Annotated in this window: 22 protein-coding genes; 13 read left to right on the forward strand and 9 right to left on the reverse strand. The window is 35.4% G+C overall.

The annotated features are described in order from the left end of the window. Window positions 1-118 precede the first annotated feature (118 nt). Together rph and pyrE are read left to right on the forward strand one after the other, a co-directional pair. On the forward strand, window positions 119-832 hold the full coding sequence (gene rph, locus G468_RS0103405; protein ID WP_026821914.1) for a ribonuclease PH: 714 nt from the start codon (window positions 119-121) through the stop codon (window positions 830-832). A gap of 72 nt (window positions 833-904) precedes the next feature. After that, window positions 905-1,561: an orotate phosphoribosyltransferase gene (gene pyrE, locus G468_RS0103410; RefSeq protein ID WP_026821915.1), complete on the forward strand. Its 657-nt coding sequence runs from the start codon at window positions 905-907 to the stop codon at window positions 1,559-1,561. A 77-nt stretch (window positions 1,562-1,638) separates the two neighbouring features. On the opposite strand, the gene slmA is transcribed toward pyrE, so the two are convergent. The 3 genes from slmA to coaBC form a co-directional block, all read right to left on the reverse strand. Further along, on the reverse strand, window positions 1,639-2,238 hold the full coding sequence (gene slmA / locus G468_RS0103415) for a nucleoid occlusion factor SlmA (RefSeq protein WP_026821916.1): 600 nt from the start codon (window positions 2,236-2,238) through the stop codon (window positions 1,639-1,641). Between the two features lie 113 nt (window positions 2,239-2,351). After that, window positions 2,352-2,810 (reverse strand): dUTP diphosphatase, encoded by a 459-nt coding sequence (gene dut, locus G468_RS0103420; protein WP_026821917.1) that lies wholly within the window; start codon window positions 2,808-2,810, stop codon window positions 2,352-2,354. Then, window positions 2,788-4,002, reverse strand: a complete 1,215-nt coding sequence (coaBC, locus tag G468_RS0103425; protein WP_026821918.1) for a bifunctional phosphopantothenoylcysteine decarboxylase/phosphopantothenate--cysteine ligase CoaBC — start codon at window positions 4,000-4,002, stop codon at window positions 2,788-2,790. Before coaBC ends, dut begins: the two co-directional genes overlap by 23 nt. Window positions 4,003-4,195: 193 nt before the next feature. Here coaBC and radC point away from each other — a divergent pair, with 193 nt between their 5' ends. The 8 genes from radC to G468_RS0103465 all read left to right on the forward strand — a co-directional run bounded on the left by radC (window position 4,196) and on the right by G468_RS0103465 (window position 12,053). Beyond that, window positions 4,196-4,864, forward strand: a complete 669-nt coding sequence (radC, locus tag G468_RS0103430) for a RadC family protein (protein ID WP_026821919.1) — start codon at window positions 4,196-4,198, stop codon at window positions 4,862-4,864. A 246-nt stretch (window positions 4,865-5,110) separates the two neighbouring features. Then, entirely contained in the window at window positions 5,111-5,347 is a 237-nt protein-coding gene (gene rpmB, locus G468_RS0103435) for a 50S ribosomal protein L28 (protein WP_026821920.1), read from the forward strand. An 11-nt stretch (window positions 5,348-5,358) separates the two neighbouring features. Continuing rightward, the gene (rpmG, locus tag G468_RS0103440; RefSeq protein ID WP_026821921.1) at window positions 5,359-5,526 is read left to right on the forward strand and encodes a 50S ribosomal protein L33; all 168 of its coding nucleotides are present in this window, start codon (window positions 5,359-5,361) and stop codon (window positions 5,524-5,526) included. A 1,442-nt stretch (window positions 5,527-6,968) separates the two neighbouring features. Beyond that, the gene (gene rfaQ, locus G468_RS0103445) at window positions 6,969-8,039 is read left to right on the forward strand and encodes a lipopolysaccharide core heptosyltransferase RfaQ (protein ID WP_026821922.1); all 1,071 of its coding nucleotides are present in this window, start codon (window positions 6,969-6,971) and stop codon (window positions 8,037-8,039) included. Window positions 8,040-8,043: 4 nt separating this feature from the next. After that, the gene (locus tag G468_RS0103450) at window positions 8,044-9,168 is read left to right on the forward strand and encodes a glycosyltransferase family 4 protein (protein WP_026821923.1); all 1,125 of its coding nucleotides are present in this window, start codon (window positions 8,044-8,046) and stop codon (window positions 9,166-9,168) included. Further along, window positions 9,161-9,958, forward strand: a complete 798-nt coding sequence (rfaP, locus tag G468_RS0103455) for a lipopolysaccharide core heptose(I) kinase RfaP (RefSeq protein ID WP_026821924.1) — start codon at window positions 9,161-9,163, stop codon at window positions 9,956-9,958. Before G468_RS0103450 ends, rfaP begins: the two co-directional genes overlap by 8 nt. 50 nt (window positions 9,959-10,008) lie before the next feature. Then, window positions 10,009-11,052: a lipopolysaccharide 3-alpha-galactosyltransferase gene (gene waaO, locus G468_RS19580; protein ID WP_051296932.1), complete on the forward strand. Its 1,044-nt coding sequence runs from the start codon at window positions 10,009-10,011 to the stop codon at window positions 11,050-11,052. Next, the gene (locus G468_RS0103465; protein ID WP_026821925.1) at window positions 11,049-12,053 is read left to right on the forward strand and encodes a glycosyltransferase family 8 protein; all 1,005 of its coding nucleotides are present in this window, start codon (window positions 11,049-11,051) and stop codon (window positions 12,051-12,053) included. The genes waaO and G468_RS0103465 overlap by 4 nt, the downstream gene beginning before the upstream one ends. Window positions 12,054-12,089: 36 nt before the next feature. Here G468_RS0103465 and rfaL read toward each other — a convergent pair whose 3' ends face one another. Beyond that, window positions 12,090-13,304: an O-antigen ligase RfaL gene (rfaL, locus tag G468_RS0103470; RefSeq protein ID WP_034249249.1), complete on the reverse strand. Its 1,215-nt coding sequence runs from the start codon at window positions 13,302-13,304 to the stop codon at window positions 12,090-12,092. 106 nt (window positions 13,305-13,410) lie between these two features. Between rfaL and mutM the strand changes: the two genes are divergently transcribed. Continuing rightward, complete coding sequence (gene mutM / locus G468_RS0103475) at window positions 13,411-14,220, forward strand: bifunctional DNA-formamidopyrimidine glycosylase/DNA-(apurinic or apyrimidinic site) lyase (protein ID WP_026821927.1); 810 nt, start codon at window positions 13,411-13,413, stop codon at window positions 14,218-14,220. A gap of 19 nt (window positions 14,221-14,239) precedes the next feature. Here the strand turns inward: mutM and coaD are convergent, their stop codons facing one another. Next, complete coding sequence (gene coaD, locus G468_RS0103480) at window positions 14,240-14,722, reverse strand: pantetheine-phosphate adenylyltransferase (protein ID WP_026821928.1); 483 nt, start codon at window positions 14,720-14,722, stop codon at window positions 14,240-14,242. Window positions 14,723-15,024: 302 nt separating this feature from the next. On the opposite strand from coaD, the gene waaA reads away from it, so the two are divergent. Next, complete coding sequence (waaA, locus tag G468_RS0103485; RefSeq protein WP_026821929.1) at window positions 15,025-16,302, forward strand: lipid IV(A) 3-deoxy-D-manno-octulosonic acid transferase; 1,278 nt, start codon at window positions 15,025-15,027, stop codon at window positions 16,300-16,302. A gap of 192 nt (window positions 16,303-16,494) precedes the next feature. Then, window positions 16,495-17,961, forward strand: a complete 1,467-nt coding sequence (locus G468_RS0103490) for an ArnT family glycosyltransferase (protein ID WP_026821930.1) — start codon at window positions 16,495-16,497, stop codon at window positions 17,959-17,961. Between the two features lie 164 nt (window positions 17,962-18,125). Here the strand turns inward: G468_RS0103490 and rfaC are convergent, their stop codons facing one another. The 4 genes from rfaC to G468_RS0103510 form a co-directional block, all read right to left on the reverse strand. Further along, window positions 18,126-19,100 carry a lipopolysaccharide heptosyltransferase RfaC gene (gene rfaC, locus G468_RS0103495; RefSeq protein WP_026821931.1) on the reverse strand — a complete coding sequence of 325 codons (975 nt, stop codon included), beginning with the start codon at window positions 19,098-19,100 and terminating at the stop codon, window positions 18,126-18,128. A 2-nt stretch (window positions 19,101-19,102) separates the two neighbouring features. After that, window positions 19,103-20,149 (reverse strand): ADP-heptose--LPS heptosyltransferase RfaF, encoded by a 1,047-nt coding sequence (rfaF, locus tag G468_RS0103500; protein WP_026821932.1) that lies wholly within the window; start codon window positions 20,147-20,149, stop codon window positions 19,103-19,105. An 11-nt stretch (window positions 20,150-20,160) separates the two neighbouring features. Continuing rightward, window positions 20,161-21,099: an ADP-glyceromanno-heptose 6-epimerase gene (gene rfaD / locus G468_RS0103505; protein WP_026821933.1), complete on the reverse strand. Its 939-nt coding sequence runs from the start codon at window positions 21,097-21,099 to the stop codon at window positions 20,161-20,163. A gap of 301 nt (window positions 21,100-21,400) precedes the next feature. Then, complete coding sequence (locus tag G468_RS0103510; protein ID WP_071846846.1) at window positions 21,401-22,333, reverse strand: divergent polysaccharide deacetylase family protein; 933 nt, start codon at window positions 22,331-22,333, stop codon at window positions 21,401-21,403. Window positions 22,334-22,353 lie beyond the last annotated feature (20 nt).

Consider the following 22,353-nt stretch of genomic DNA (forward strand, 5'->3'; position numbering starts at 1 on the left):
ATTTCGTTCCTATAAATAAAAATTAGATTATAACCTTGAGTGAAAGCATAGGATAGGCATTCAATGTCGAAGAACGTATAATGCGCCACCAACATTATTTAACTAAGGAGATAACACCATGCGTCCAGAGAATAGAGAAGCTGATCAGGTGCGCCCTATAAAAATCACCCGCCAATATACTAAACATGCCGAAGGTTCTGTTTTAATTGAATTTGGTGATACCAAAGTATTATGTAACGCCACAATTGATGAAGGCGTTCCCCGTTTTTTAAAAGGCCAATCACAAGGATGGATAACAGCAGAATACGGTATGTTACCTCGGGCAACAAATTCGCGTAATATACGCGAAGCGGCAAAAGGCAAACAAACAGGTCGCACCATGGAGATACAACGCCTTATCGCACGTTCTCTACGCGCTGCTGTTGATTTAAAACAATTAGGTGAATATACCATTACACTAGATTGTGATGTCATCCAGGCTGATGGAGGCACTCGTACCGCTGCAATTTCTGGTGCCTGTGTCGCTTTAACTGATGCATTAAATAAAATGGTCGCAGAAGGAAAATTAAAACAAAGTCCGCTTAAATCGATGGTTGCGGCAGTTTCTGTCGGCATAGTGGATGGCAAACCTATTTGTGATCTAGAATATAGTGAAGACTCTGTGGCAGAAACAGATATGAATGTTGTCATGATGGATAATGGTAAAATGATTGAAATTCAAGGTACTGCCGAAGGTGAACCATTTAGCCATGAGGAGCTGCTATCGCTACTTTCTTTAGCAAAAAATGGCTTACAAACCATTTTTACCGCACAGAAAGAAGCATTAGAATAATAAACTGTTACATCTTACTAGCTGTCTTTATAGCTGTTAAATTAAAAGAAAATAATTAAAGAGGAAAATTTAATGAAAGGCTATCAGCGCGAATTTATTAAACTCGCCATGAAAAAAAAAGCATTGGAATTTGGTGAATTTACGTTGAAATCTGGTCGCAAGAGCCCCTATTTTTTCAATGCTGGCCTCTTTAATACAGGGAAAGATTTAGCTGCACTAGGTCATTTTTATGCCCAAGCATTTATGGATCATAATCCTGCTTGTGACATTATTTTTGGTCCAGCCTATAAAGGTATTCCGATCGTAACAACAATGGTGGTTGCACTATCTGAACATTATCACTTTGATAAACCTTATTGTTTCAACCGTAAAGAGGTTAAAAAACATGGAGAAGGTGGAGAATTAGTCGGTAGTCCATTAAAAGGAAATGTTGTGATCGTTGACGACGTTATTACAGCAGGAACGGCAATTAAAGAATCTGCAGAAATAATTAAACGACATAAAGCTAAACTTAGCGCAGTTATATTAAGTCTAGATCGTCAGGAAAAAGGTGAAAAGAACCTATCAGCCGTGCAAGAAATCGAAAAAAAATTTAAATGCCAAGTATTTTCTATTATCACTTTGAATGATTTAATTGATTATTTAAGTGAAAATCCGAATATGTCAACCCATTTGCCTATGATGAAAACTTATCGTGAGAACTATGGTACCACTCCTCTTACCAAATAAAAAATTAGTAATTTTTAACCCACTAGTACAAAAAAAAACTCCGCCCAAATATCAGGCGGAGTGAGTAGTACAATTAATTATTGTAGCTGCGCCAAAATCATAGGCCAGCGTGCATCAAATTCTTTAGTTGGGTAATAACGAAATTCTGAACGCACAAATCGTGATAACATACCCTCACAAAATACTAATAATTGAGATGCTAATAAACTCTCATCATAACTAAAACTTTGCTTATCACGTATTTTTCTTTCCTTTAAAACCTGTCTAAATTGCGCTTCGATACGTTCAAATAATTGGCTAATCCTATCTTGTAACTGAACCTGCTCAAACATCAACGCATGTGCCGTCATTATTCGTGTTAATCCAGGATTTTTCTCCGCAAAACCGAGGATCAACATTAAAATCAACCGAATACGCCTAATGGTGTCTTTCTCATCTTGCAGAATCAGATTAATACGCGAAATTAAAGAATTTTCAATAAATTCAATAAGACTATCAAACATTTTTCCCTTACTCGGAAAATGCCGGTAAAGTGCTGCCTCAGATACACCAACATGACTTGCCAACTTAGCTGTGGTAATGCGCTGGCTGCCATCACTCGTTTCCAACATTTGCGCAAGCGCCTGCAAGATTTCCTCACGCCTGTTTTTCTTCTTTGCTATCTCTTTTCCTGCCATGGCTAAACAAGCCCCCTGATAAAACAACAAAACAGACCATGCAATCCTTGCTTTTCATCATTTATAAAGCAAAAAAATTAACAAATTGATAATATTTCATAAATAACAAGATATTATTGGCGGCCTGAATGACCAAAACCACCACTACCACGTTTTGTGGTTTCAAAATCTTGCACAAGCTCAAACTCGGCTTGAACAATTGGTACAAAAACCATTTGTGCTATACGCTCACCCGGTTCAATAGTGAAACTTCTATCACCACGATTCCAGACCGAAACCATCAATTCACCTTGATAATCAGAATCAATTAAACCGACTAAATTTCCCAACACGACACCATGCTTATGTCCTAAACCTGAGCGAGGAAGAATAACCGCTGCCAATTGTTGATCTGCAATATGTACTGCTAATCCTGTAGGTAATAGCTCAGTTTGTCCTGGTCCTAATTGAATAGCCTGATCTAAGCAAGCTCGCAGATCTAATCCAGCAGATCCTTCTGTCGCATAAGTGGGCAAAGGAAATTCATTTCCTACACGAGGATCAAGAATTTTAATGTCTATTTTTTTCTTCATAATGTTGAAGTATCTCATCGAGTAAACGGTGGCCAAGCTCTAATTTATGACTATGTGGTAAATATATCTCTTTATCTTCCCAAAATAAATTCAGAGCATTGCTTTCTGAATTAAATCCGTGATCAGCTAATGAAACATCATTTGCACAAATAAGATCCAGATTTTTTTGCATACGTTTATTACGAGCATATTCTTCCATATTTTGTGTCTCTGCTGCAAATCCAACAACATAAGGACGATTTTTAGTCAATTTACCAACACTTGCCACAATATCAGGATTTTTTACCAATGTCAGAGTAATTTCATCTGCCTGCTTTTTAATTTTTTCTTTTGCAAACGCTTTAGGTCGATAGTCAGCAACTGCAGCACATCCAATAAAAATTTCTTGTTTATCAATTATATTATGTACTTGGTTATACATCTCCAACGCACTAACAACATTAATACGTTTAACGCCTACTGGCGTTGATAAATTAACTGGACCGGTAATAAGTGTTACATTAGCGCCTCGCTCTGCAGCCGCTTGTGCTATCGCGAAACCCATTTTTCCCGAACTATGATTAGTAACAAAACGAACGGGATCGATTTCCTCTTGGGTTGGCCCCGCCGTAATTGCTAAATGCAGGTTTACCATATCTTGCTTATGCTGAAAACTATTCTCAGCTAACTCGACAATAGCTAACGGCTCTAGCATTCTACCAGGGCCAATATCACCACAAGCTTGACTACCTTCATCAGGACCCCAAATTAAAACATGGCGCTCTTTAAGTAGTGTAATATTTTGCTGAGTAATATTAGCGCGATACATCTGCTGATTCATTGCTGGCACAACAGCTATTTTTGCCTCTGAAGCTAAACAGACCGTTGTTAATAAATCGTTAGCCATACCAACAGATAAACGAGCAAGCAAATCTGCAGTTGCTGGCGCTAAAATAATTAAATCTGCCCATTTAGCTAATTCAATATGACCCATTGCCGCCTCTGCGGCAGGATCCAAGAAATCATCAGCAACTGGATAGCCCGAAACAGCCTGTAGTGTCAACGGTGTAATGAAAGATTTGGCAGCATTCGTCATGACCACACGTACAATTGCACCATGATCACGCAAACGACGAACTAATTCCGGAGTTTTATAAGCTGCAATACCACCACTAACGCCAAGTACAATATTTTTACCTGTAAGTTCTGCCATCATATCTATCCAAATTCAAATGATGAATTTACTGATATTACCATAAGCTGAAGTTTAGGTGAGAATAGCATCAATTTTTATCCATAAAAAAACTTTTTTGCAAAACGCTACGCAACTACGCTAGAAAATTTTGGCGCATATTTTGGCATACTGTAACCTGTTAAAGCGACAGGGAAATAGATAGGAAAAATATATGGACGAAATAAATTATGCACTTCAACCTAGAGAAAAGCTTTTAGCTTATGGGGCATCATCATTAAGTGACAAAGAGCTTTTGGCCATTTTTCTTCGCACAGGGTTGCCTGGATTTCCGGTTTTAATGTTAGCAGAAAACTTATTAAAAGAGTTTGGTTCGCTTCACAAACTATTAACGGCTGATTATCAACAATTTTCAGCACATAAAGGGCTAGGGGTTTGTAAGTATTCACAATTACAAGCGATTGGTGAAGTAGCTAAACGATTTTTCACACAACAACTTATTAATCAAAGTATTATGAGAAGCCCTAAGCACTTGAAAAAATATCTACTTGATTTTTATCTTGGACAAGATAGAGAAATTTTTATTGTATTATTCTTAAACAACCAAAATCAAATTATCTGCTACGAAGAGATGTTTAAAGGTACCATAAATCGAGTAGAGGTACATCCAAGAGAAATTTTAAGACAGGCCGTTAAGGTAAATGCAGTATCCATTATTCTAGCGCATAATCATCCATCAGGTAATCCAGAGCCCAGTTTAGCGGATAAAGTTGTCACTGAAAGAATCGCCAATGCTTGCCGTTTGATAGACATAAAATTACTTGACCATTTTGTCATCACCCATAAGAAATGCCTTTCATTTGTTGAGCTTGACCTACTCTAGTACTATTTTTTGACTAATAAATAGCAACTTTATTAGTTCTGGGCTTGAGTGAAAGCGCTAGAGGGCGTATACTACGCCACCTTTTAGGATCTCGGGTTTGACAAGAAGGGCCTATCTCAGTAAATTTTTACTGAAGTTAAGTTGTTTTTTATATTAAGAAAATTTGCTGAGATAGGCTCCCAAGTCTGACGAGGCAGTCATTCCCGACATAGAGCTCGAGCTGATTAGATTTTTGGAGAAATAGACATGTCACGAGTCTGTCAAGTTACTGGTAAGCGCCCGATGAGTGGTAATAACCGCTCACACGCAATGAATGCAACTAAACGCCGCTTTCTGCCAAACCTGCACTCTCACCGTTTCTGGGTTGAGTCTGAGAAACGTTTCGTAAAACTTCGTGTGTCAGCAAAAGGCATGCGTATAATCGATAAAAAAGGGATCGACGCAGTTCTTGCTGAACTTCGCGCCCGTGGTGAGAAATACTAAGGAGCTTAAAAATGGCTAAGGGTATTCGCGATAAAATTAAACTAGTTTCTTCTGAAGGTACAGGCCACTTCTATACTACAACGAAGAACAAACGCACTATGCCTGAAAAATTGGAAATGAAAAAATTCGATCCAGTTGTTCGTAAGCATGTGATTTATAAAGAAGCCAAAATTAAATAACTTCTTTAATAAAAAACCCAGCTTGCGCTGGGTTTTTTATATAGAAGCCTTGGTGTATAGAAGAGAGTTTTATATTATTCACATTTTATTCATTCTGTTCTGTTCACAGCAAGATCTTCGCCCTCATTTGAGAAATTTACATCTCACTTTTAATATTTTTTACTTCTTTTTAATCAAGAAATAAACTGTTAATGGTTTAAAATACATAATAAGTTATTTTCACTGACTAAAAGTATGCTACCTAACAAAATCTGTCCTATAGATCCATTATTAAAAATATTAAGACATTTTAGCCTTTGGGTTAGTCATGATTTAAGTAAGCTTAAATTCTCAGCTTTCTCTGATATCAGCTATTTATTAATTTATCGATAGTAATTGTTACTACTGTAGGTAGCAAAATAGTAATAGTCTAATGTATTTTTTTATAATTAGGATATAAACGACCAAGACAAGATCGTATCATCGCTAATGAAAGATCATCGATAACCAAATTGCTGATTAATAGATGTCTAATCGATTATATAGAAAACAGCCGACCGAAACATTTTATCATGTGTTTACATCAGTAAAGAGAAAAGTAACTACCAGGCGTATTTTCGGTATTTCACGACAGGAATACAGACTGAGTGCCAAAGAATGCGATGAACAATATGAATCACAATATAATTTTAATTAATACTTCAGTAGTAAATATCTCTTTTGACTTTGTATTAAAATCAATTAAAAAATTTTTCGTTAATATAATAAATAACCTTTTGAAAAACTTAGCGAATATAAATAATTATCAAAAAAGAAAAAATTCTATTATTTTATTTATTAAATTTGAGCTCATATATTCATATAATTTTTCTTTGAATAAAACATCATTTAGACGCTAGAGAATCACAATTTTTCGGGATAATAAAATAACCATCCAAAATTTTTATCTAAAATGAGATAATCAGTAACTTTAAAAATTATTACTAAAATTATTCAAACTGTTAACAAAAGGCTTAAGAATAACAAAAATCATTCAATTTTTATTGTTATAATAAACTAAATTACGCCATCGACTTATCTTACTTTTATACTAACCAGATATTATAATCTCTCACCACTATCGATTCAAACATACTAAAATATTTTGTGATATTTGTTTTTAAAAATAGTCGCATACCATTATGTGTAGAAAAAATAACATAGAGTAAATTACAAATCAGTAATCTTATTGTTAATTCATTGATAGTATTTAAAATCCTTAACTTTGTACAACTTCAAATTTTTATTATTTTTTCAAATCTACTAAAAATTTTTAAAACAAAGGTTATTTCTAAGACTAAAAGGTAACCCTTTAGATTATTCTAATAAAATTAACTATCTTAAATTTGTTGAATTTATAGAGATAACATCGGTCAAAAATCAGATAAACTTATAAACAAACAATTCAAGAGTGACTGCAGCAAGTGGATAAACAATTTAAAAAAATTCTGATCATTAAAATGCGATTTCATGGAGATATGTTGTTGACAACACCGGTCATTAGCACACTCAAAAAAAATTATCCAGCCGCTAAAATTGATATTCTTCTCTATCAAGATACAATACCTATCTTGTCTGAAAATAAAGAAATTCATGCACTTTATGGCATAAAAAACAAAAAAAATAACAATATAGCCAAATTAGTTAATTTTATTATATTAATCAATAAATTAAGAAAAAATCATTATGATTTAATTATAAATTTAGCCGATCAATGGATTGTGCCTTTTTTAGTAAGATGTATTCCTGCCAAGATAAAAATTTCTCATCAATTCAACCATAGAGATACAAACTATTGGTCTGGAAGTTTTACACATATTGTTAAACCAACGGGAAAACATGTTGTTGAGCAAAATCTCTCTATATTAGAACCTCTTCAACTTAATACTTTGTATTCCAGTACAACAATGGCTTACCAACCAACTGATTGGGAAAAAATTAATCATCAATTAATTTCTCTAGGTGTACATAGTAGTTATGTTGTTATCCAACCAACAGCTAGACAAAAATTTAAGTGCTGGGATGATGAAAAATTTGCGGAAGTGATTGATAATCTACAATCTAGAGGATATCGAGTTATACTAACATCAGGTCCCAGTAAAGATGATCTAACCTGTGTGGCTAATATTGCACAACAATGTCGTCAATCACCCGTTACAGAATTTGCAGGAAAAACAACATTTTCAGAATTAGGTGCTCTAATTAGTCATGCCGCTTTATTTATCGGTGTAGATTCAGCACCAATGCACATTGCGGCAGCATTAGAAACCCCAATTATTTGCTTATTCGGTGCTACAGATCATCAATATTGGAAACCATGGAGTAAAAACGTTATTCAAATTTGGGCTGGCAATTATGAAAAAATGCCAGAACGACATGAGCGTGATCGTAATAAAAAGTATCTATCAATAATTCCCGCTAAAGATATTATCGCCGCTACAAAAAAAATGTTACCAATGGATATACAAACCATTAAATCTGAGATAGAGATATAACTCCATGGAAATTGCATTTTTTTTATATAAATATTTCCCTTTTGGTGGACTACAAAGAGATTTCATCCAGATCCTTTCTGCTTGCCAAAAACGCGGACATCAAATACGTGTTTACACAATGGTATGGGATGGTGAAATTCCTGCTCATATTAACGTTATCATCATCCCAGTTAAAGCACATACAAATCATGGGCGTAATGAAGCATTCTATCATGAGGTCAAAATACATTTAACCCAACATCCTGCTGATGTTATTGTTGGTTTTAATAAAATGCCAGGATTAGATATTTATTATGCAGCAGATGTTTGTTATGCAGAAAAAGTTGAAAAAGAAAAAGGCTTTTTTTATAAACTGACCAAACGGTACAAGCATTATATCGCTTATGAAAAAGCGGTCTTTGATGTAAACAGTCACACTAAATTATTAATGTTGACCCAACATCAAATTGATGACTTTAAAAAACATTACAAAACACCTGACGCACGTTTTTATCTGTTACCACCGGGCATTGATCTCAGTAGAAAATATGACCAGCAAATTGCTAACGCTAAACAGATATATCGTAAAAAAAATGCCATCTCCAAAGATCAATTTCTTTTATTGCAAGTTGGTTCAGATTTTAAACGTAAAGGTGTAGATAGAACACTTAAATCAATAGCTTCCTTGCCTAACAGCATAAAAAATAAAACTATGTTAATGGTGGTAGGGCAAGACTCACCTACCCGCTATCAACGATTAGCAAAAAAACTGGCTATAGATAAGCAAGTTTTATTTTTTCATGGGCGTAATGATATAGCCGAATTGATGGCTGCTGCTGATGTATTAATTCATCCTGCCTATCAAGAAGCTGCCGGCATAGTATTAATCGAAGCTATTGCAGCGGGTTTACCCGTCATTACAACCGAGATTTGTGGCTATGCGCCCTATATCAAACACGCCGATTGTGGCATAGTAATAAATGAACCTTATAGACAAAAAAATCTTAATAATGCTTTGGCGACAAGTTTAGCTAATGAGTCTCTATTAAATCAATGGGCGAAATCTGCACGCCACTTTGCTGATACTCAAGACTTATATAGTTTGCCTGAAAAAGCTGCAGATATTATTTTGGGATGCCAGCATGCTTGAACTGAAACAACCTTTTAAAAACTTATGGCAAGATAAAGATCCTTTTATTGAAATAGAAAAATTAGATGGTAAAATTTTTCGTCAATTAGAGACACGCAAAACATTATGCTTTACGCTTAATGCAAAGAGTTATTTTCTCAAAATTCATTATGGCACTACGTTAAAAGAAATACTAAAAAACCTATTTTCTTTACGAACACCAGTATTAGGCGCCGATAGAGAATGGAAAGCCATTCATCGTTTAACTGAGGCCGGCATTAATACGATGCATGGTAAAGCTTTCGGCCAAAAAGGAATTAATCCTTTATGCCGTAAGTCATTCATTATTACCGAAGCGCTTATTCCAACCATTAGCTTAGAAGAGTACTGCGTAAATTGGAAAAATTCAGCCCCAAAATTTAGTACTAAAAAAACATTAATTTGTCGAATGGCTGAAATAGTGCGTAAAATGCATGCATGTGGTGTCAATCATCGCGATTGCTATATTTGCCATTTTTTATTACATTTGCCTTTTGACGGCGATGAAAAAAAATTAAAAATTTCAATCATTGACTTACATCGCGCCCAAATACGGCAACGTGTACCAAAACGTTGGAAAGATAAGGATTTGATTGGGTTATATTTTTCTTCACTAAATATTGGGTTAACCCAACGAGATATTTTTCGTTTTATGCAAATTTATTTTTGTGATAGTTTAAGAAATATCCTCAATAATGAACAAAAATTAATATTCAGCGCTAATATTAAAGCAGAAAAAATAAAAGAAAGAACCGTTAGGAGAGGACTATAACTCTAAACGTTTTGTTTTTATAAAAGATTCTATAAAGATGGGTATAGTACATGTATTTTGACAAGCACAAAGTTATTACACAAAAACTCTGCTTAACGCAAAATATGCATGCTGATTGTCACCCTAAATTCCATATTGCATATGGAGTAGATAAAAATTTTTTATACGGTTGCGGAATTTCAATAACATCAATTGCGCTACATAATTCTGATATTAATTACTGTTTCCATATATTTACCGATTATTTTGATCATGAGCAAGAAGCGCTATTCGACACCCTTGCACGGCAATATAAAATTGAAATAAATATTTATTTAGTTAACGATCAAAGCTTAAAATCATTGCCCAGCACTAGAAACTGGTCCTATGCCACCTACTTTAGATTCATCATTGCGGACTATTTTACAAATAAAATAGACAAAATTTTATACTTAGATGCAGATATCATATGTAATAATAATTTAGATAGATTACAGAAAATTCAATTCAATAATAATGAAATTGCTGCAGTTGTAACAGAAAAAGATGAAAAATGGTGGCAAAAAAGAGCATCCGAATTAGAAGTGGCAAATATTTCACAAGGATATTTTAATGCTGGATTTTTACTCATTAATCTTATTCGCTGGGCAGAAGAAGACATTTCAACACAGGCAATGCAACTGCTTAAAAATAATGCGTTAAGAAATAAACTCTCTTTTCTAGACCAAGATGTTTTAAATATTCTGTTAACAAATAAAGTAATCTATTTGGCAAAAAAATATAATACTCAATACAGTATAAATTATGGTCTGCAAAGTGTTAAACATGATACTTTTGCTCTTGATACTATTTTTATTCACTATATTGGCTCGACCAAGCCATGGCATGAATGGGCTATATCTCCCTTTTCACAACCCTTTATAAAAGCAAAAAATGCCTCTCCCTGGCAAAATAAACCGCTATTAAAAGCAGAAAGCGCACATCTTTTAAGATATTGCGCTAAACATAAATTCAAACAAAAAAAATACCACGAAGGTTTAAAGAATTATACGCACTACTATTTAGCAAAATTTAGAATTCTCTTTAAAAGAGTTAAAGGGCTATGTTTATCATGAGGCATTTTATAAAACAAAAATTTAATATTGCAGGGGAAAAAAAGCTTACTGAAAATAATAAAAATTTTAACATTGCTTATGGTGTCGATAAAAATTTTCTACTTGGTGCAGCGATATCAATTAATTCCGTATTAATTAATAATACTGATACAGATTTCAATTTTCATCTATTCACTGATTATATTGATGACGGGTATATACAACGTTTTCAAACAATGATAGCAAAATATAATTCTAATATAATTATCTACCTATTAGATGCTGCAGAATTAAAACAACTATCAACCTCAGACTTCTGGTCTTACGCCACCTATTTTAGGCTAATCGCTTTTGAATATTTGAGTACTAACATACACGCTATTTTATATCTAGATGCTGATGTTATTTGCAAAGGCAGCCTAAAAGAAATATTTCAGCTAAATTTAGCTGATTCTTTTGCCGCTGTTGTACTCGATGTTGATAGCATGCAGCAATCAAGTGCTACTCGACTAAATTTAGCCGATTTAAATGGCAAATATTTTAATGCCGGCGTAATCTATGTGAATTTACAGAAATGGATCGAAAATGATTTTTCCAAAAAATCATTGGAGCTGGTACGAGGAAAAACAAATTTCGGTAAATTAAAATATCTCGATCAAGATGCCCTAAATATATTATTTCAGACGCAAAATATCTATTTATCTCGCGATTATAACTGTATATATAAGTTGAAAAATGAATTGGCTTATCACGATTTGTCCAAATACAAAAATACCATTACAGATAGCACCATTCTTATCCACTATACTGGCGTTACAAAACCCTGGCATACTTGGGGTATTAATTACCCTGCCAGTCAATTTTTTTTCAATTCATATATTCACTCACCGTGGAAAGATCAGCCATTAAAAATGGCAGAAAAGAGAACGGAGCTGCAAGAGAAATACAAGCATCTATTTTTACAACATAAATATATGCAAGGTTTCTTATGCTTAATTAAATATAAACTATTAAAAAAATAATCTTAAAGCACCTCATAGATAGGTGCTTTAGTTTAGCTAATTAATCAATTTTTCATCACTATTCAGTGCTAATGCTATTCCTATTATAATAGCCATATTTGAAACATTTACCGTTTCAAATAAACCTCTGACAATTATATCGCCAATGAATATTAACATCAGGATCAAAAAACCGTCTTTTACCGTATTATTACGATATCCATTAAATAAGTGTATAAAAATCGAAACAAAAAGATAGAGGATAGCTATTAGTCCAAATATTCCAGCGGCAAACCAAATTGACAAAACTGTATTATGAGGCCCAATCGATTGTTTAAAAATCCAGTCAGGATAATCGATTACTCTTTCATTATAAATTTTATAAAATAATTGCTCGCCATAGCCATAACCTGTTATTGGATTCTCTTTAATAAGAACTAAGGCTGAATCCTGAGTACCATTACTATATCGATGACTGCTATTTGTCTGTCCTAATTTATAAAATAATTTATCAAACTGACCTTGATTAATCATTGCCAAATAGGATAACAAGACACCTATGCCAATAACAGCAAGGCTGGGTAACTTAATCTGTTTTTTTACTACACACCAGATAAAAAATATTACCGCAATCGATAACCAAGTACCTCGTTGTAATGTCCCGATTGTAATAGCAACAAAAGTAACCGAAAGCAAGAAAAATAAGATTTTATTTTTAACGCCTTTATAAAACCAAAAAGAGAGTAAAGCGGGTAGAATGAAAATTAACCAATCGGAAATATATCGATGTTCAAATGCTGATAACGGCAGGATGCCCTGATGATATTCGTCAATATATTGCAGAATTTCCTTAATGGCTAATGGCAAAATAGATAAAATTAAAGAAAAAATCAATAGCTTGGTTATATGCTCTTTTTTCTCTTGATAGAGCACGATAGCAATCGCTACTGAGGTAATAAATAATTTTTCAATAACACCTTTATTAATAGCTTTTAATGAAATGTTAATATCTTTAGAGATAATTAATGAATAAAGCATTGCTATAACAAAAAACACTAAAGACAAAAATAAATTATTCTTAAATATACTGAAAACGCGCTTTCTATCTTTAATTAAATAGATAATCGCAGTAAAGTAAATTAATCCTGCTAAGCCATGCTTATAACGCGTAACACCATCGAGAAAATAAATAGCAATAAAAAAAAATACTACCCCTAAATTCCAATAAGAGCAGTAATTAAATCGTTTATTAATTATAGGGATAACCTTCATTTCTACTCCAGATAACACATTAATGCATTCTATTCTATCGACTAAGCAACACAATATACAGTAGTATGTATTAAGATTAACGACTAGTTACATAATTAAGGAAACTATGCCAGAACTACCTGAAGTTGAAACCAGCCGACGTGGAATTGAACCCTATTTGGTTGGTAATAAAATACAATATAGCATAGTACGCAATAGTCAATTACGCTGGCCGGTAGCGACAGAAATTTTACATATCGCCAACGAATCAGTCTTAAGTGTTAAACGGCGTGCTAAATACTTACTCATCCAACTCCAGCATGGCTGGATAATTATTCACTTAGGTATGTCAGGTAGTATACGCATTTTAGCCAAAGAGCAATTAGCCGAAAAACACGATCATATCGACTTGGTTCTAGCCGATGGCAAAACATTGCGTTATACCGATCCCAGACGTTTTGGCGCCTGGTTATGGACTAATGACCTGGATAATTGTCCGGTTCTTTTCCATTTAGGACCGGAACCCCTTTCTACCGACTTTAATGCAGATTATCTTTACCAACGAGCAAAAAATAAAAAAACCGCCATCAAGCCTTGGTTAATGGATAATAAGATAGTGGTTGGAGTGGGTAATATTTATGCCAATGAAGCGCTATTTGCAGCCAAAATTCTGCCAACCAGGGCCGCCCATTCACTAACAAGAAAAGAGATAGATAATTTAGTTATCCAGATCAAACAGATACTTCAGTGTTCAATAAAGCAAGGTGGGATAACATTGAAAGATTTTTTACAGTCAGATGGAAAACCAGGTTATTTTGCTCAACAGCTGTTTGTTTATGGTAAAAAAGGTGAAGCTTGTTCACACTGCGGTCAACTGATTGAATCAATAAAACTAGGGCAACGCAGTACTTTTTTCTGCTATAACTGCCAAAAATAATCTTAAGTGTAATTCGTTTTTATTGTTCAATTTTTTGCAACATAGCTTTAGCTATTGGTTCTGGTAAAAAAGATGAAATATCACCACCATGTCTGGCGACATCTTTAATCAAAGAAGAAGAAACAAACGATAACTTCGGTGAAGGTAATAAAAAGATAGTTTCCAGATCAGCCATTAGATGACTATTCATATGCGCCAACTGGCATTCATATTCAAAATCTGACACAGATCGCACACCTCTAATCAAAATATTAGCTTGGTGTTTTTGCGCAAAATTTACCGTGAGCTCACAAAACCCAGTTACTTCAACATTAGTTAAATGCTTTGTCTGTTTTTTAGCAAAGACAATACGTTCATCGAGGGTAAACATCGGATTTTTACGTGAACTATCTGCGATAGCCAATATTACCTGCTCAAATATTAAGGCAGCACGTTCTATAATATCCAAGTGACCGTAAGTTATAGGATCAAAAGTACCAGGGTAAATTGCTTTGTTTTTCATAAAGTTCTTTTCACTAATAACGGGCAATTGAACATATATTATCTTATTATTTAAGCATATTGAACAATTATGCTGACAAAATAAATCCTTATCATTGATAAGAATAGCTATAAATTATTATCTTTTGAAAATAAATGATAATTACTATTATATTTTTAGTTAATCACTAGTTTAATTTAAATTAATTAACAAAATTTTATCTTTAATGATGAATAAAAACGCTATTTAAATAGATATTCATTGCACTTTCCTATGTGCAATATGCTACTATAGTGCTAATCTCAATCAGTCAATGTGATAGAATGTTATTACGTCTATATCAAATACTTATTTACGTTATTCAACCTATTATTTGGTTACGTTTATTATGGCGTAGTCGCAAATCCCCCGCTTATCGCAAACGTTGGAGTGAACGATATGGCTTTTGTAATGGTAAGGTAATTCCCGGCGGGATATTATTACATTCTGTTTCAGTAGGAGAAACGTTAGCAGCTGTTCCGTTAGTTAGAGCATTACGCCATCATTATCCAACACTACCAATTACCGTTACTACCATGACCCCAACTGGTTCAGAACGTGTTTTATCAGCATTTGGTGATGATGTTCAACATGTATATTTACCCTATGATTTAGCGGGTTCTGTACGCCGTTTTCTTAATCATGCCGATCCTAAATTAACCATTATTATGGAAACAGAACTATGGCCAAATCTTATTCTTCAATTAAAACAACGTAAAATTCCATTAATTATTGCTAACGCCCGTCTATCTGAACGTTCAGCGGCACGTTATCAAAAATTGGGTTATTTTATCGAAAAGCTATTGCAAAAAATCACCTTAATTGCGGCACAAAACCAAGAAGATGGCGAACGTTTTATTAAGCTGGGTTTAGCAAGAAAAAATTTGTATGTTACAGGTAGTCTAAAGTTTGATATTTCTGTCACCCCGGAATTAGCCGTAAAAGCTATAACATTACGTCGACAATGGGCTCCTCATCGTCCAGTTTGGATTGCTACCAGTACTCATGAAGGAGAAGAGTCAATTATTTTACAGGCTCATACTAAACTATTAAGACAATTTCCCGACTTATTACTGATTCTTGTTCCTCGCCATCCGGAACGCTTTGCAAAGGCAAAAGAGTTAACCCAAAAAGCTAAATTTCGCTATATTTGCCGTAGTGAAAACCTCGTTCCTAATACGGATACTCAAGTTATTATTGGCGATACCATGGGTGAACTCATGTTACTCTATGGTATTGCAGATCTCGCTTTTGTTGGAGGTAGTTTAGTCAAAAAAGGTGGGCATAATCCTTTAGAGGCAGCCGCACATGCTCTGCCGGTTTTAATGGGACCTTACACTTTCAATTTTAAAGATATTTGTACCAAACTAAAACAAGCAGATGGCCTTATTACAGTTAATGATAGTAAATCCTTAATTCTTACTGTTTCTCATTTGCTTAAGGATGAAGATTACCGTCTATATCATGGTCGTCAAGCAGCAGAAGTTTTACATGAGAATCAAGGGGCATTGCAAAAATTACTTAAGCTACTGGAACCCTACCTGCCACCAGTAACCCATTAAATACGAGTATCATTAATATATTGAATATCGCTCAATCCCATAGCGAAATAGCGTTTATGATAACTAACTAAACAGTAATAACTTAATAAATACTACATATTTTATTTTTTCTTTATTATAGTGTTACTGGTTTAATCCAAATAAATGGGATTTTTTACCCCACCAATTTTACAACTGACGATGAAAAATAATATGCCTTTATTTAGCACAAACTCAAAAATATTGCTTTACTTGTGGGTGTCAGTTTATGCAATTTTATGGATTTGTGGAAGTTATTCATTAGATCCAACTGTACCTTACGATGCTGTTGAAGCGGTTAACTGGGGAATGAATGGCGAATGGGGTTCCCCCAAAAACCCTTGGTTTGTTGGTGCCGTTATGTGGCCCGCCATCTACTTAAATTTTTCCTACAGTTTTTATTGGTATTTTATTCACTTTGTTGGTATAGCGATTGGTATGATAGGCGTATGGCAGTTGGCTTACCGCCTTAGCCACAAAATTGAATTAGCTTGGTTTGCATTATTGATACTCAATTTATCAGGCATCATCAATTTTGATATCATCCCATACAATGATAACTATATTCTGGTCACGCTATGGCCCTGGGTGCTGCTCTTTTTCCTACGTGCTGTCTATGATCATCCAAAATGGTGGCTTGCCTTTGCACTGGTGTCTGGCTTAGCGACAATGGGTAAATATTCAACCTTGGCCCTTATTGGTACTGTTTTTTTATTAACCCTTTTTGTGCCTAAGGTGCGAAAAAGTTATCAACAACCACTTTTTTATATTGCCATTGCACTTTGGTTGGCCTTAATCTTACCTAATCTATTCTGGTTAATAGAAAATGATTTTTCCGCCTTTAAATGGGTTGATTCACAGATCGAACAAGGGTTCAACCTCCATGTTGTTAGTTCAACATTATCTGTTTTCTATCCGTTAATTATTGCTACTATTATTCTCTATCTATTAGGCGGTAAAATCAGCTGGCCTAAAGAGCAACCTAATCAATTGGTTAACATTATTTTGTTACTTCCGTTAGCCGTAATTTTTGGTTGGTTTTTGTTTCATGATGGTGGGAGAATGACAGAATGGTTACAACCATTTATGATGATTGCGGCCCCATTGTTAATTGGTTCTATTTCCGCTCAACCGAAGAAATCATTACGAAAAACATTTTTTGGCTTGATTATTATTGGCGGCCTGATCTTTTTAGGTTACTGCCTAGTGTTAAATTATAATATTCGTGGTGCTGGCCAGAAAATGATCGGCATTAAAGCACTCACAGCAGAAGGACAACAGCGCTGGCGGCAAAAGTATGGCCAACCATTAAAATATGTTGGTGGCGAAGATAATCTTTATCAATGGTTTATTATCTATGCTTCTGATAGGCCGCACACTATTCAGCCTTGGGATACCAGTGAAGCTCAGCCACCAAATGTTTATTATCGCGATATTACGGCAGAAACAATCAAAAAACATGGTGCTTTACTATTAGGGCGAAAAGGTAAAGATTGCAGCCAAGAAAATTTTACTCGGATGTCAAAATATTGGCCACAATTTACGATTGAAAAAGAAACCATTATTTACCAGTCAGAACCAAGCGCTGATCCGCAATCCATGTGCTTAGGATTTATTGCGCCAGAGAAAAACAATTATTAAAAACCGCGTGACAATGAAATAGGAAAAACATTTTCATTGTCACATCATTTCTACCGACATTGGCCTCAACCAGACAATTTTGCCAAAGCTAGCTTCAATTTAATCGATAAAGCTCCCTATATTTGATTAAATTTAATTCTTCAACAAATAAATAAGCATTTTCACTATTTATTATCAATTTTTAAAATTAATTGTTGATAGACATCATTAGGTTCAATTGTTGCCATATTGCCATCAGCTGAAATAATGGCTTGTTGTGCTTCACCATAACCGCCAATTAATCCCGGATCGGTCGGGCCATAGAGAGTAATATTCGGTTTGCTCAGTGCCGCTGTTAAATGGCTTAAACCTGTATCAACGGAGACGACTGCTTTGGCTGCGACAATTTGTTGAGCTAATTCGTTTAATGAAAGCTTGGGTAAAACTTCCACATGCTTAAAACCGGCGGCAAGTCTTAGAGCACGTTGATGTTCCAGAGCCGTTGCCCACGGTAATTTAACCGTTAATCCTTTAGCTTGTATAGCGGTGATCAATTGTCGCCAATGAGATTCAGGCCAATGCTTTTCGTCACGTGTGGTGGCATGGAAGAAAATAATATCAGCAGCGTTTTCCTTTGCCAAAACCAGTGGTGAAAAATAGGGGGCAATACCATAATCACCGGCAATAGTCGGTTTATTATAATGTAAACTCTTGGCAAATAATTGTCGGATACGTTCAACGGCATGTTGCTGTTTATTGACACGATAGCGATAGTCATAAAATAGACTTGCTAGCGGTTCACGAGCGCTTTTCCAATCATAACCATGACTTACACCACGAGCTATGCGTGTGATTAAAAAGGCACTTTTCAACAATCCTTGTGCATCGATCACCGCATCGTATTTTTGCTGTTGTAATTGAGCCCGGAAAACTGCTCTTTGCTGTCTGACAGATTTTGCCAACCAGTTTTTTCGCCAGCGACGAATAGCTACCGGAATGACTCGCTTAACGGCAGAATGCCAGTATGGAATTTCGGCGAAATTCTCTTCAATAACCCAATCAAACTGGATATCAGGATAGTATCTGACTGCATCAGTCAGTGCAGGTAAAGTATGTAATACATCACCCATCGATGAGGTTTTAACGATCAACACTTTCATTGTTACTGACTCTCCGCCAATAACTTAGTTAATGCGGTCATCACGCGTTCAGGTTTTATATCAATCAAACTTTGATGATAACCACTCTCTGCACTCCCTGTCCTAACCTTATGATAGCCGGTTATTAAACGGATAACTTCTACCCGATTTGTCAAGGGCGGCGTAAAATCAGGGCTACTTGGCCCATAAAGCGCCACCAGCGGTCGATTTAAAGCTGCTGCAATATGCATTAAACCTGAATCATTACTAACCACCGCTCGACAAGATGCCAATAGATTAACCGCCTGCTCAAGGGTTGTTTTACCGGCTAGATTAAAACAATGTTGCTGACAATCGACGGAAAGCGATTGTCGAATATCTTCACCGATATGACGATCTTTTTGCGAACCAAAGATTAAAATTTGATAACCGTGAACAGCAACCAATAATTGTGCCAACTCAGCATAATGATAAGCAGGCCAGCGTTTAGCTGGACCAAATTCTGCACCTGGGCAAAAGCCAATAATAGGTAGCTGAGCTGGAATATGAAAAATGCGTTTACTCTGGCTAATTTCCCTTTCTGTCACGGAAAGTTGCGGCCATAAAATCGGTTTAGGCAGCTCATCGGCGTTATTAACTGAATCTTTTTTATAAGCCAAAGCAACATAACGCTGAACCATTTGCGGAAAAGCGGCTTTGTCTAATAGGCGAATATCATTCAGCAACCAATAACGCATCTCACCGCGCCACCCTGTACGTATAGGAATTTGAGCAAAAAAAGGCACCAGTGCAGATTTAAAAGAGTTGGGTAAAATATAGGCTTGATCATAACGTCGAGTACGTAACTGAATACCAAGCTGACGACGTAAACTGATAGCTAAACGGCCATGACCCAAAGGCATCGATATGGCCTGGTTGACTTCAGACATTTTATTTAATAGAGGCCGGCACCAATCAGGTGCCATAACATCAATTTCTGCCTCTGGGTGTAGAGTCTTCAAAGTACGGTAAAGACTCTGCGACATCATCATATCACCCACCCATGAAGGGCCAACGACCAATATCTTCATGCTATTTCCATTTAATCATCGCAATTTAACCATTGCATATAATCAGCAACCCCTTCCGCCACAGTTTTGAACGGTTTATCATAACCTGCAGCACGTAATTTGTTGAGATCTGCTTCGGTAAATGCCTGATAGCAACCTTTTAATTTATCTGGAAAGGCAATATATTCCACTGAGAGATTTTTTTCTTGATGAAAAGCGATTACCGCATCGGCTACCGCCTGAAAAGAATCAGCCTTACCGGTACCACAGTTAAATATGCCGGAGATTTTATTTTGCCAACACCATAAATTAACCGCCGCTACATCACTTACATGAATAAAATCGCGTTTGAATTTCTCACTACCCGCAAAAAGTTTTGGCTTTTGTCCTTGATTAATTTGGCTATTTAAATGGAAAGCGACGCTTGCCATATTCCCCTTATGACCTTCACGTGGACCATAAACATTAAAATAGCGAAATCCGCATACCTGTGATGTGATTTGCGGTAAAACTTTGCGGACATATTGATCAAATAAAAACTTGGAATAGCCATATACATTCAATGGCTTTTCATATTGCCGCTCTTCAATAAAATGCTCACTACGTCCACCATAAGTTGCAGCTGAAGAAGCATACAAAAACGCAATATCCCGTTCAATACAGTAATGAAGTAACTCTTTCGAATATTCATAGTTATTATTCATCATATACTGACCATTCCATTCAGTGGTTGATGAACAAGCACCTTCATGAAAAATCGCATCAACATCACCCAGATTATCACCAGCTATAATACTGGCGATAAAATCTTCTTTGTCGATATAATCTGCAATATCTAAATCGACTAAATTGACAAATTTAGCCCCATTTTTAAGATTATCGACCACCAAAATGTCACTACGTCCTATATCATTCAGTGCTTTAACAATATTGCTGCCAATAAAACCAGCACCACCTGTGACTATGATCATTGGATTTACCTCTATTCAATCGAGATCATTGTTGCTTATATTGATCTGATAATAACATTTATCCGGCGTTAACCACAGTAACTCATAGGATTTATCCAAACAGGATAACTAACCAGAGGTAATAAAACGGTTAAAATCCTCAATAAGTTTCTCAATTTTCTATGCTATTATACTAAAATAAATCACAGCAGAACGAGTCAGCGCAATTTCCTGTTATTTATTAAAGATACAGAAAAAAGCATTATGGCGCGTCTTTTCACACCAACAAAGTGATGTGTCATGGTTGTCAGGTATTATTTTATTAGGATGAGGAAATTTTTTTGCCAAACAGTGGCTTTCTCTGTTGAGTAAATAATTTTTTAAAGTCAGGATCATGATAAATAGCATCCACAATATATATCATTAAATCAATACCCGATAATGCTGTTGTTACTGGTGATATTTTGCAGTAACCGATAACAACTTGCGGTAATTGCACGGGTCGTGCTGGAACTTTCTCCGGCTCTTGTCCAACCGTTCGACTAGCTAATTTATCTTTTATCGTATTGTTAAGTAGTTTACTTACCGCCACGAGCTCAATATCGCTAGGTAACTCAAATAATGTTTGGTGTAATACTTGAATGGTAGCAGGATAGGGGTGGCCAATAACAATACTACTTCCCTGCTTACGGGCAAATGAAATAGCATGGGCAAACTGTTTACGAATTTGTGCTTCTGTTTTTACATCATCTAAAAAAACATTGCGACGCAAGGTTGGCAGCGCAAAAAATTTAGCTGCTTCATTGACCTTAGTGTTTGCTATTGTCACACTATCGAGAAAATAGAGATCGTAATGCGAGAGCACGTGCATAACATTTTTCATAGCCACTAAATTAGCCGTCATCGCACTACCCATATGATTATTCATACCTTTAGCATGAGGTACTTGCTTAATCGCAGCGATAATCTTCTGCTCTATTTCACTGGCACTCATCTGCGGCGTTAAAGTGTTTTTTTCAAGTGGTTGCTGGCTAATCGGTTTCATGGGCATATGAATTAAAATTTCTCGCCCTTGTTGATTGGCTTTTTCGGCCATTTCTCTGCCATAAGGAGAGTCTGGTAAAATGGCAATAGAAATTGCCACCGGCAAAGCTAATATCTGATTGTCTTCCTTTTTACGATAACCAATATCATCAATCACAATGGCCAATTTGCTAGCATTGACTTGTCCACTGACAAGTAACATGAGCGCCATGATTATCAAAACAATCCTTT

The sequence above is a fragment of the Arsenophonus nasoniae DSM 15247 genome (assembly GCF_000429565.1).
Lineage (GTDB): Bacteria > Pseudomonadota > Gammaproteobacteria > Enterobacterales > Enterobacteriaceae > Arsenophonus > Arsenophonus nasoniae.

Coding starts and splice junctions, on each gene's coding strand:
- rph (WP_026821914.1), top strand. CDS start 119: ATGCGTCCAGAGAATAGAGAAGCTGATCAGGTGCGCCCTATAAAAATC.
- rpmB (WP_026821920.1), top strand. CDS start 5,111: ATGTCACGAGTCTGTCAAGTTACTGGTAAGCGCCCGATGAGTGGTAAT.
- G468_RS0103450 (WP_026821923.1), top strand. CDS start 8,044: ATGGAAATTGCATTTTTTTTATATAAATATTTCCCTTTTGGTGGACTA.
- rfaC (WP_026821931.1), bottom strand. CDS start 19,100: ATGAAAGTGTTGATCGTTAAAACCTCATCGATGGGTGATGTATTACAT.
- coaD (WP_026821928.1), bottom strand. CDS start 14,722: ATGAAAAACAAAGCAATTTACCCTGGTACTTTTGATCCTATAACTTAC.
- radC (WP_026821919.1), top strand. CDS start 4,196: ATGGACGAAATAAATTATGCACTTCAACCTAGAGAAAAGCTTTTAGCT.
- waaO (WP_051296932.1), top strand. CDS start 10,009: ATGTATTTTGACAAGCACAAAGTTATTACACAAAAACTCTGCTTAACG.
- rfaF (WP_026821932.1), bottom strand. CDS start 20,149: ATGAAGATATTGGTCGTTGGCCCTTCATGGGTGGGTGATATGATGATG.
- rfaL (WP_034249249.1), bottom strand. CDS start 13,304: ATGAAGGTTATCCCTATAATTAATAAACGATTTAATTACTGCTCTTAT.
- mutM (WP_026821927.1), top strand. CDS start 13,411: ATGCCAGAACTACCTGAAGTTGAAACCAGCCGACGTGGAATTGAACCC.
- pyrE (WP_026821915.1), top strand. CDS start 905: ATGAAAGGCTATCAGCGCGAATTTATTAAACTCGCCATGAAAAAAAAA.
- G468_RS0103510 (WP_071846846.1), bottom strand. CDS start 22,333: ATGGCGCTCATGTTACTTGTCAGTGGACAAGTCAATGCTAGCAAATTG.
- dut (WP_026821917.1), bottom strand. CDS start 2,810: ATGAAGAAAAAAATAGACATTAAAATTCTTGATCCTCGTGTAGGAAAT.
- rpmG (WP_026821921.1), top strand. CDS start 5,359: ATGGCTAAGGGTATTCGCGATAAAATTAAACTAGTTTCTTCTGAAGGT.
- rfaD (WP_026821933.1), bottom strand. CDS start 21,099: ATGATCATAGTCACAGGTGGTGCTGGTTTTATTGGCAGCAATATTGTT.
- coaBC (WP_026821918.1), bottom strand. CDS start 4,002: ATGGCAGAACTTACAGGTAAAAATATTGTACTTGGCGTTAGTGGTGGT.
- rfaP (WP_026821924.1), top strand. CDS start 9,161: ATGCTTGAACTGAAACAACCTTTTAAAAACTTATGGCAAGATAAAGAT.
- slmA (WP_026821916.1), bottom strand. CDS start 2,238: ATGGCAGGAAAAGAGATAGCAAAGAAGAAAAACAGGCGTGAGGAAATC.
- G468_RS0103465 (WP_026821925.1), top strand. CDS start 11,049: ATGAGGCATTTTATAAAACAAAAATTTAATATTGCAGGGGAAAAAAAG.
- waaA (WP_026821929.1), top strand. CDS start 15,025: ATGTTATTACGTCTATATCAAATACTTATTTACGTTATTCAACCTATT.
- G468_RS0103490 (WP_026821930.1), top strand. CDS start 16,495: ATGCCTTTATTTAGCACAAACTCAAAAATATTGCTTTACTTGTGGGTG.